Source organism: Citrobacter sp. Cb023 (assembly GCF_030336805.1).
Classification (GTDB): Bacteria; Pseudomonadota; Gammaproteobacteria; order Enterobacterales; family Enterobacteriaceae; genus Citrobacter; species Citrobacter braakii.
The window spans coordinates 21,985-30,060 of sequence record NZ_JAOWCV010000036.1 but is presented as its reverse complement, the minus strand read 5'-3'; the positions used below and the strand labels follow the sequence as shown (position 1 = coordinate 30,060).

15 protein-coding genes and 1 pseudogene are annotated in these 8,076 nt (G+C 57.3%); all 16 read right to left on the bottom strand.

Going from position 1 to position 8,076, the window contains the following annotated elements; genetic code table 11:
• A pseudogene (locus OGW44_RS12840) lies at nt 1-260 on the bottom strand (tail fiber assembly protein); the annotation flags it as partial.
• Entirely contained in the window at nt 260-1,690 is a 1,431-nt protein-coding gene (locus OGW44_RS12835; RefSeq protein ID WP_278085769.1) for a phage tail protein, read from the bottom strand. The gene OGW44_RS12835 and the pseudogene OGW44_RS12840, both read right to left, overlap by 1 nt.
• Entirely contained in the window at nt 1,687-2,292 is a 606-nt protein-coding gene (locus tag OGW44_RS12830; RefSeq protein WP_219395470.1) for a phage tail protein I, read from the bottom strand. The genes OGW44_RS12835 and OGW44_RS12830 overlap by 4 nt, the downstream gene beginning before the upstream one ends.
• A complete protein-coding gene (locus tag OGW44_RS12825) occupies nt 2,285-3,193 on the bottom strand; it encodes a baseplate assembly protein (RefSeq protein WP_278085768.1) in 909 nt (302 codons plus the stop codon). The genes OGW44_RS12830 and OGW44_RS12825 overlap by 8 nt, the downstream gene beginning before the upstream one ends.
• Entirely contained in the window at nt 3,180-3,539 is a 360-nt protein-coding gene (locus OGW44_RS12820) for a GPW/gp25 family protein (RefSeq protein WP_278085767.1), read from the bottom strand. Before OGW44_RS12820 ends, OGW44_RS12825 begins: the two co-directional genes overlap by 14 nt.
• Nucleotides 3,536-4,114: a phage baseplate assembly protein V gene (locus tag OGW44_RS12815; protein WP_278085766.1), complete on the bottom strand. Its 579-nt coding sequence runs from the start codon at nt 4,112-4,114 to the stop codon at nt 3,536-3,538. Before OGW44_RS12815 ends, OGW44_RS12820 begins: the two co-directional genes overlap by 4 nt.
• Before the next feature lie 68 nt (nt 4,115-4,182).
• Nucleotides 4,183-4,629: a phage virion morphogenesis protein gene (locus tag OGW44_RS12810; RefSeq protein WP_278085765.1), complete on the bottom strand. Its 447-nt coding sequence runs from the start codon at nt 4,627-4,629 to the stop codon at nt 4,183-4,185.
• Nucleotides 4,622-5,053 carry a phage tail protein gene (locus tag OGW44_RS12805; protein WP_278085764.1) on the bottom strand — a complete coding sequence of 144 codons (432 nt, stop codon included), beginning with the start codon at nt 5,051-5,053 and terminating at the stop codon, nt 4,622-4,624. Before OGW44_RS12805 ends, OGW44_RS12810 begins: the two co-directional genes overlap by 8 nt.
• Nucleotides 5,016-5,264, bottom strand: coding sequence for an Rz1-like lysis system protein LysC (gene lysC / locus OGW44_RS12800; RefSeq protein ID WP_225807948.1), 249 nt, complete (start codon nt 5,262-5,264; stop codon nt 5,016-5,018). Before lysC ends, OGW44_RS12805 begins: the two co-directional genes overlap by 38 nt.
• Entirely contained in the window at nt 5,149-5,577 is a 429-nt protein-coding gene (lysB, locus tag OGW44_RS12795; protein ID WP_278085763.1) for an Rz-like lysis system protein LysB, read from the bottom strand. The genes lysC and lysB overlap by 116 nt, the downstream gene beginning before the upstream one ends.
• Complete coding sequence (locus OGW44_RS12790) at nt 5,574-5,948, bottom strand: DNZ54_00345 family protein (RefSeq protein ID WP_278085762.1); 375 nt, start codon at nt 5,946-5,948, stop codon at nt 5,574-5,576. The genes lysB and OGW44_RS12790 overlap by 4 nt, the downstream gene beginning before the upstream one ends.
• 1 nt (nt 5,949) lies before the next feature.
• Nucleotides 5,950-6,462, bottom strand: coding sequence for a lysozyme (locus OGW44_RS12785; RefSeq protein WP_278085761.1), 513 nt, complete (start codon nt 6,460-6,462; stop codon nt 5,950-5,952).
• On the bottom strand, nt 6,443-6,658 hold the full coding sequence (locus OGW44_RS12780; protein ID WP_000171565.1) for an HP1 family phage holin: 216 nt from the start codon (nt 6,656-6,658) through the stop codon (nt 6,443-6,445). The genes OGW44_RS12785 and OGW44_RS12780 overlap by 20 nt, the downstream gene beginning before the upstream one ends.
• Nucleotides 6,659-6,661: 3 nt before the next feature.
• Nucleotides 6,662-6,865, bottom strand: a complete 204-nt coding sequence (locus OGW44_RS12775; RefSeq protein WP_000868184.1) for a tail protein X — start codon at nt 6,863-6,865, stop codon at nt 6,662-6,664.
• Nucleotides 6,865-7,329 (bottom strand): head completion/stabilization protein, encoded by a 465-nt coding sequence (locus tag OGW44_RS12770; protein WP_278085760.1) that lies wholly within the window; start codon nt 7,327-7,329, stop codon nt 6,865-6,867. Before OGW44_RS12770 ends, OGW44_RS12775 begins: the two co-directional genes overlap by 1 nt.
• Before the next feature lie 93 nt (nt 7,330-7,422).
• Complete coding sequence (gpM, locus tag OGW44_RS12765; RefSeq protein WP_076009147.1) at nt 7,423-8,073, bottom strand: phage terminase small subunit; 651 nt, start codon at nt 8,071-8,073, stop codon at nt 7,423-7,425.
• Between the last annotated feature and the right edge of the window lie 3 nt (nt 8,074-8,076).

The following is an 8,076-nucleotide window of genomic DNA, read 5'->3' as shown; positions in this document are numbered from 1 at the left end:
TGGCCGCTCTCTGTGCTGTAAACCGTTTCGCCGCGATGGTCATCGACTAACTCCCACTTATCGCCGACACGGATTATCGCTTTTCCCGCTTCATCGGCCGGGGGTTCATCAATATATGCACCAGCAGGTAAGCCAGCAGTTGCCGGGATAAACTCATCAATAAAGCCGATATATTCCCCATCAGGTTTTGTCAGATAGCAAACAATCCATCCTGAAGTTTCTGCAAATCCCTGCGCATTAAGCGTGATGTATTCTTTCATTATTGCGCTCTCACGATGTAATTAAATGCCACGCTTTTAACGCGGTTCTCAGCAGCGGTTGGAACTTGAGTCGCAGCATTAATATTTAAGTTTCTGTAGGAAATACTCAGTCCTGTTCCACTCTGCCACGAGGTGATTCCAGTACCGGTGTAGGTAATGACGCCCGTCGCTAAATCTGGGTTTCCTGTATAGACGTTCGCGGCACTGCCAATAATGTTTCGGATCGCATCCCCCTGTTCGCTTAAAAGCGCCCGTCCGGTATCAATACCCCTTCCATCATCCCAGCCACGAATAGTTTGCGCACGTAAGTCGGGCAAGACTCCGGACGGGTACGCAAGGGCAAGCTTAGGGTTTGCAACCTTATCAAATGTTGCACCGTTCATTTTCAGAAAGCCGGTCGGCGGTGTTGCCAGCGGCCAGGGAATTGGAGTCCCAACCGGGAGCATAGAGCCTTCTCCCAGACCAAGGTATTGGAGAAGATCTGAAATACTTTTGCCACTGAGGCTTGTCAGCGTGGCATCCAGTGGCTGTTTGCCTGCAAGCGCATTTGTCATGGTAGTGGCAAAGTTAGGATCATTACCCAACGCTTCAGCCAGTTCATTCAGCGTGTCCAGCGCCGCCGGGGATGATGCCACCAGTGCCGCGATAGCTGATTTCACAAATGCAGTAGTTGCAATCTGCGTATTGTTCACGGTCTGCGCTGCAGTAGGAGCCGTTGGCGTTCCGGTCAGGGATGGACTTGCAAGCGGTGCTTTCAGCGCCAGTGCGTTATTTAGCGCCGTGACCACAGCCTGCACAAACGCTGTGCTGGCAATCTGCGTGGTATTGGTTCCTGCCGGTGCAGTTGGTGCTTTCGGCGTCCCCGTCAGCGTAGGACTTTCCTTAGTGGCGTACTGATTATGAGGGTCCGCTGCGGCAAGGTGTTTAGCCATCAGATCATCCACATACACCTTAAGCTCCAGCACTTTGTCATCCACATATTTGCGGGTTGCCAGAACCACTGACGGGTCAATTTTCAGGGTAATGTTATCGGTACTGCTGGTAATCAGCACCATTCGCACGGTCTGCGTGCGTCCGCTCCCCTCCGCCAGCTGCGGCTTGTAGCTCTCCGGGCAGTTGCCCACGGCAATCATTGCGCCGGTTTCATCGAACAAACCAACCTCACGAATCCACCAACCGCCCTCGGTTTCAGGGATCACCTGTTCAGCAATAATCTGGCCGCTGTTCTGCGGATCGATATACAGCATATTGAGGTCAGCACGGCGCTTTTCGGCAACCAGCTTTGTCTGTTGAGCGTTGGGCGTGGGTAACACGCCGCCACCGTCGCCCACAGCCATCTGGGTAATTTTCAACGGGACACCGAGCGCGGCGGCGCTTGCCAGTTTTGCCGCGCCGATATCCGTCAGCAGGGTATAAAATTTTGCGCTCATGGGTTCACTCTCATCGTGTCAATAACATGGACCGCGCCGCCCTCATAAGCGGTGCCGCCGGAAATAATGGTTTCGTTGATATACGGGTAGATCGTGATTTCTTCGCCGCTGTAGGTGGCTGCGCCCACAAAATAGGGGCCGCTGGTCTGCAGGTTGATGGACATGCCGATCAGATGGCGGCTGCACGGCTTGGCGTCACCGATCATGCGCTCCAGCTCCAGATAGGTTTCTTCTGTTATGCCCTGGTCCTGCACGCCAATATCCAGACGGAACGTCCCCGGCGTTTCGCCGGTCTGCCACCACTCAATGATGCGGATCAGGAAGCCGAACGGCTCCACCACGCGCCGCACAGCGCTGGTTGTTCCCTTGTGCTGATGGATATAAAACGCGTCCTGCACAACGCGGCGCTTGACGCTTTCTGTCCAGCTCTCATCCCAGCGATCAACAGAAAACGCCCAGGCCAGATAAGGCAGGAATCTGATCGGGCAGGTTGCCGGGTTCCACAAATCCCGCAGTGATACCTGCAGATCTGAAATCCCGCTGCAGGTCTGCGCCAGTCGGCGCTCAAGCGGCGACGAACCCGGCGGCAACAGGCTATTCATCAGTGCCCCCGTTGGTGACGCTCCATTCTGTACAGGATGCCGCCTGCGTCTTATCCAGCACCACATCACCCAGCGGGGACGTCAGCTCCACACGCTGGACCCCCTCCACATGCAACGCGGCATAAATGGCGCTGCGGCGGATATCACGTCCCAGCCGCGTCTGACTGGCGATGTATTTCTGCAGACTGGCTTTTGCTTCTGCCATCACCGGCTCAGCCTCCGGCCCCGGATAAAGGAATATCGTTGCGTCCACGCTGTACGGAATAATTTCAGCGCTGCGCACCGTCAGGCGGTCTGCCACCGGGCGAACCTTTTCACTGTTAAGCGCCTGTTCAACCACTGCCAGCAGGTCAGCCCCTGCCGTCCCGTCACCCTCGCGGCTCAGTACGGTAAGCACCACCTCTGCCGGTGCAGGACTGGTTGCGCTGGCATCAGCCACGCGCCCGTCGGCACTTCTGGCGTGGAACTCATAGGCTCCCGTCGGCCCTGCAACGGACAGCCCCTCAAATGCTGCAGGAATGCGCTGGCGTAATGCTTCATCACTTTCCATCACTGCGGCGACCGGCGGCACCGCGTCATTATCTGCAGGGACTACCGTCAGGCGCTTCACGTTGCAGTTGCCTGCCAGTTGCTCAAGGTCATTTCCCATGGAATAGGCCACCATGACCGCCTGCGCAGCCTCATTAATACGCTGGCGCAGCAGGATTTCTCGATAAGTATTCTCCTGCAACAGTTTGGTGACAGGTTCTGACTCCAGCGCTAACGTGCGCATAACGGCATCCTGTTCATCAGCCGGATGGAGGGCCACAAAGGCGGCCTTGCGTTCTGCCAGCAATGCTTCAAAGTCCGGCACGTCCACAATCTGCGGCGGCGGTAGTTGGGAAAGATCAATGACTGCCATTGTCTGCTCCTGTTGATACGGAAAGGGAAACCGGTGCGCCGTTATTGCCGTGTCCGGAAAGTTCAACCACCATAGAGCCGTCAAAATTGCCGTTGATGGTGATGGAGTCCAGCGTAAGGCGCGGTTCCCAGCGGTTCAGCGCCACATAGACCGCAGACATAATCTGCAGGCGCAGCGCCGGGTTCTGCGGCTGGTCAATCAGGGCAGACAGCAGGGAGCCATATTCCCGGCGGGCAAGACGGCTGCCCTGCGGCGTCAGCAGAATATCCCGCACCGACTGGCGCAGATGGTCTGTATCTGTGATGGTCTGCCCGTCATTCCTGCTCATACCGATATACAACGTCATACCGGCCCCCCCGTGTTGTCGCCGCCTTTCAGAACGCCAGTATGCTCATGGTCATCAACCACGATCCCGTTAGAACTCATTGCGCCGCCGCCCTGGGTGACGCCGCCATTGATCACCACCTCGCTGTTAATACGCGTGGTGTCAGCCTCCACGACAAACTCACCTGTTTTGTAGGTGACGCTGTCTGCTGCCTCGATCACCATGGATTTGATGCCCCTGACATGCCATCGTCCGGTGGCGGGTTCATACTCAAACCATCCCCCGTCCGGGTACTCCGTCACGCAACCGTCCACGGAATCCGACGGTGGCGGAAACTGATTGGAGTAGATAGCGGGCAGCACAAAAGCGGTTTCCAGATTGCCGCCCATACTCAGCACCACCACCTGCTCATCCGGCGACGGACACCACCATGTACGGGCACCACCGGCGCGCAGCGTCAGCCAGTTAATCCAGTTGGTTTCAAGCTCGCCCACCTTCACCCGGCACAGCCAGTTTTCCCGGTCCACTTCGGTCACGGTGCCGGTGCGGATCAGGTTGGTGATAAGGCGCATGATTTCGGTCAGTTGTGCATTCATAACGAAAGGTTGCCATCAGTGGGAAAAGGTAGGCAGTTCTGGCGCTTGTACCAGCGATGAAACAAAGATCACCCCGCCAGCCAGCGCAACAGAGTGTCACGGGTAACGGTTTCCACCTCATCATTCACGCCCAGCAGGCGGCGCTCTGCGTAGCGAACCTCCGGGCCTTTGCGGCTGACGCGATCACGCAGGCCGTAATGATGAACACGGGCAATGCGCTGCACCTTGCCATCAAACTGCACGCTGGCGGAGTCCGCACTGGCGGTGGTTTTCATGTATTTTGTGGTGCGAAGCTTTGCAAACATCTGGCGTTTGATGCGTCCCTTCTTGCTGCGGGCTGTCACCCGGCGCGGCTCATAGCCGCTGCCGTCAGGATTACGCTGTAGCCTGATGCTCTGCTGCTGCGTCCGGCGCAGTTGTTGCGCCAGTTGCCGCATCATACGGCTGCGTGCTGCAGGCTCCAGATTTGCCAGTAGCGCCGTCAGCCAGTCATCCACCCTCTGCAGTTCACCCACGTTTCACCGTCCACATTTCTTCGGGTTCGTCCGGCTCCGGCACCGCTTCAACGCTTGACACGCTGCCGTCAGTGCTGACCAGCACGCGCTCCGTCAGTTGCAGGTTCAGGCTGATATCGCACACATCGTTGCGCAGAATATCCACTTCAAAGGTGAACAGTTTTTCGCGCAGCTCCGGGTTATTGATAGCATCCGGCTGGTTGTCACTTAGCCACAGCAGCACAGGAGCCATCAGCAGATTCTGGTCTCCGCTGAAATCCTCGATCACCACGTTCAGGGTGTAGCGGTATTCCCATGACATGGAGCTGGCACCGGTTGCCACCAGTGAGCCGTTATCAACGAAAAGGTGCAGCTTGTCCGGGTTGTCGCGGACATAAGCAACCGCTTTATTCAGGGCGCTGCGTAAGGACCGCGGTTTGTTCACTGTCTCGCTCCTGACACGCAATAATCGTGTCCACTTTGTCAGCACAGACCGCCCAGGCGGCCTCGGTTTCATCCAGCACCGCGTTCAGATCGCCGTTACTGCGCGGCGCTGACCTTTCCAGACGGCACTGCGTCACTCTGGGACAGCCATTCACGGTAAGCTGCACCTCCGGCAAGGGCCGGACGTTCGCGCAGCCTGATAATGTCAGCAGGCAAAGGAGCGTCAGCCCAGCGGCGTAAATCCTCGTTTTCACGTTTCAGTTCCTCGATCCGGCGCTGGCGGCTTCGCAGCAGCGCGGTGGTCTGTTCCGCTGCCGCATAAAGCCGCGTCTGCTCCCGGCTGTTGGTTTCGGTCAGAATGGACAGGCCAATCAACTGACTGTTTTTCTTCGTCAGTTCCTGCGTTTTGCTTTTCAGCGCCTTGCCCTGCGTCTCAATGGTGTGACTGGCATTGTTAAGCCGCCACGACTGCCAGCCCAGCGCCGCAAGTGCCAGCGCCAGCCCTAACATCAGTGCGCGATTCATTCCCGCAATGCCTTTAATTCATTCTTGATTGCTAAGCCAATGGCAACGGTAGATACATAAACCAGCCCCGTCAGTTTCCACCCGGCAAGCAACATCACAAAGGCAACAGCCAGACGCAGATACCAGGTGAGAGTGATTGCGTCCATCACCCTTAATACCCTGCCCAGCAGGAATCGGACCTTTAGCCGGTCATTACCTGTCAGAGTGCAGGAGTACAAACCAGCAAAACAGACAAGTGAAAATGCGGCATACTCAAACCACATGATCAACGCCAGCGGGAAAAGCGCATGGGAGGCAGGAAAAAGCACATCAACCATCACAAGAAGCGCCAGAACCGAAAGCGGCAGCCAGTAACTTTTGAACCATTTCATTTCAGGACGCTCCTTTTAAGCACCAGGCCATTTCCCGCGCGCGGCGGTTCTCCAGACCTTTATTTTTTACACCGTTAACGTAAATCCAGCGCAGTAGCTGGTTGCATGCCTGCCACCACTGCTGGCGATTGATATATGACACCATGGTTGACCTGCAGATCGCGCCGGTCCCCACATTGAAACCAATACTCACCAGCGCATCGTAGACATGCTGCGGGGGCTTAACCGTCAGGCAGGCATCCAGCCTTTTTTCAGTCAACAGCACATTGTTTATTAACCCCTGCGCCGCCTGCCGTTCCGTGATAGCTTTCCCCGGCACCACCCCGGATGTATTGCCGATCCCGTCAGTCCAGACACCTGCGCTGCACTGATACGGCTGCAGGCGGCATCCCTCGTAATCGGCGATCAGTTTCAGCCCCTCAACAGAGGTATGAAGCGACTGGAAACCGGGCAGCGTGGCGGCGATAGCCAGCACAGCCCCGACAAGGCAGCGCTTAACGATTGAAGGATTCATATTCCCCCCGCGAAATTTTGCCGCCACGTAACAATTTGAAAGACTGGTGTTTGTAGTACCAGTTGATAGCCAGCATCAGCACACCAATCAGTACGCCGCCAACCGTTGACGCATCTTTGAGCGACAGATCGCCCAGCCATGCCAGCAGCACGGCGATGCAGTAAGTGATAAAGGCGCTGATTCGTTCAAGCGTCATAATTCAGTCCCATAGCTGGACGGTCTGCGCCGTGGTTGACGCCGTAATGTCCGGCAGCTCCACCTGCAGCCCGTGCGGTAAAAATGGGCCGTACTCAGCCAGCCCCGGATTTGCCTGCAGAACCTGCTCAGTGACACCCTGCGTGCGCCCGTAATGACGCCAGCAAAGCGCGTCCACCGTGTCATACTGATGCGCACGCACTTTCATCAGATAAGCTCCACCGTACAGTGCGGCGCATCCTGCACCCGGCTGATAGCCCAGCTGGCATCACGCCACAGATCGCCGCTGGCCTCCGCCAGCTCCTCCCCTCGCTTCACGCCTGACGCCGTGGCGTCATAGTCCTGATAACGCTCATTGAGCACAGCACGCGCCCAGCAAAAAACGGCGTTGTGGTAGTGCTGGATACGCTCGCTTTTGCCGTCCAGCATATCCGCCGGAACCTCAGCCAGTGCCCGGTAGCCCAGCAACTGCTGGCGGTTGCGGAAGTCGTACAGCTCAGCGTTAACCTCAGAAATAGCCGTCAGCACAACCTGCTTTAAACGCGGCTGCGTCACCGTGCCGTCAGTTCGCATCACACTGCGAAATTCCGACAGGTCCACATCAGGCCAGAACGGCGTATTTTTGATGACCTCCGCCTGTTCCGGCACCTGTTCGGGCGCAACAAACTTCATGCGGCTTTCTCCTGAATAAGTGGGCGGTGGACGGAATTTTGATGTGGCAGTGCCTTTCGCCATCCCGTGCCGCCCGTGCGCGGGGCACGTTCTTTAGCGGCTGTCATTGCGCAGTCTGCGCTCCAGCTGCTGCTTTTCTTTTTTCACACCGCAGCGGGGATCAAGCTGCAGCGCATGGGTAAGGTGATTCAGGGCAGACGCCGGGTTGCTTTCGCTCAGTACAGCGCCGATGGCTTTATGCAGGCGCGCCCGCGACTGGTCCGGCATATCCAGATCGGTTGTCAGGTCCAGCGTCTGCAGAAGCAGACCGGCATCAAAACCAGCAGCAGCAAGCAGAGCGCTTTGCGCCGCGTCTGCCATTTCTTCTGCCAGCACGGTCTGCACGTTACGGTTGCCCAGCGGCATAACCCAGCCATGGCGCAGCGCATGACGCCCGATTTCCAGCGCACCGGCATAATCACCGGCGTCGATACGCCACAGCATCACGTACATCAGCACGTCATCCTGCTGCGCGCCTTCGGCAGCCAGCACGCCCTCTGCCCAGGCAGAATATTTCGGCAGCAGCTCCACCTTGATTTCCGCCTTTTTCACCGTGGACTGGATGCCTTTAAGCCTGCGGCGATCTTCTGCCAGCTGCAGCAGCATCAGGTCATAACCCGACGCATGGCGAACACTGCCGCCCTCACGGGCGGCCTGTTCGGCCTGAATGCGCAGGCGGTGCTGCCGTGCGGGACTCAGGCTCATGCG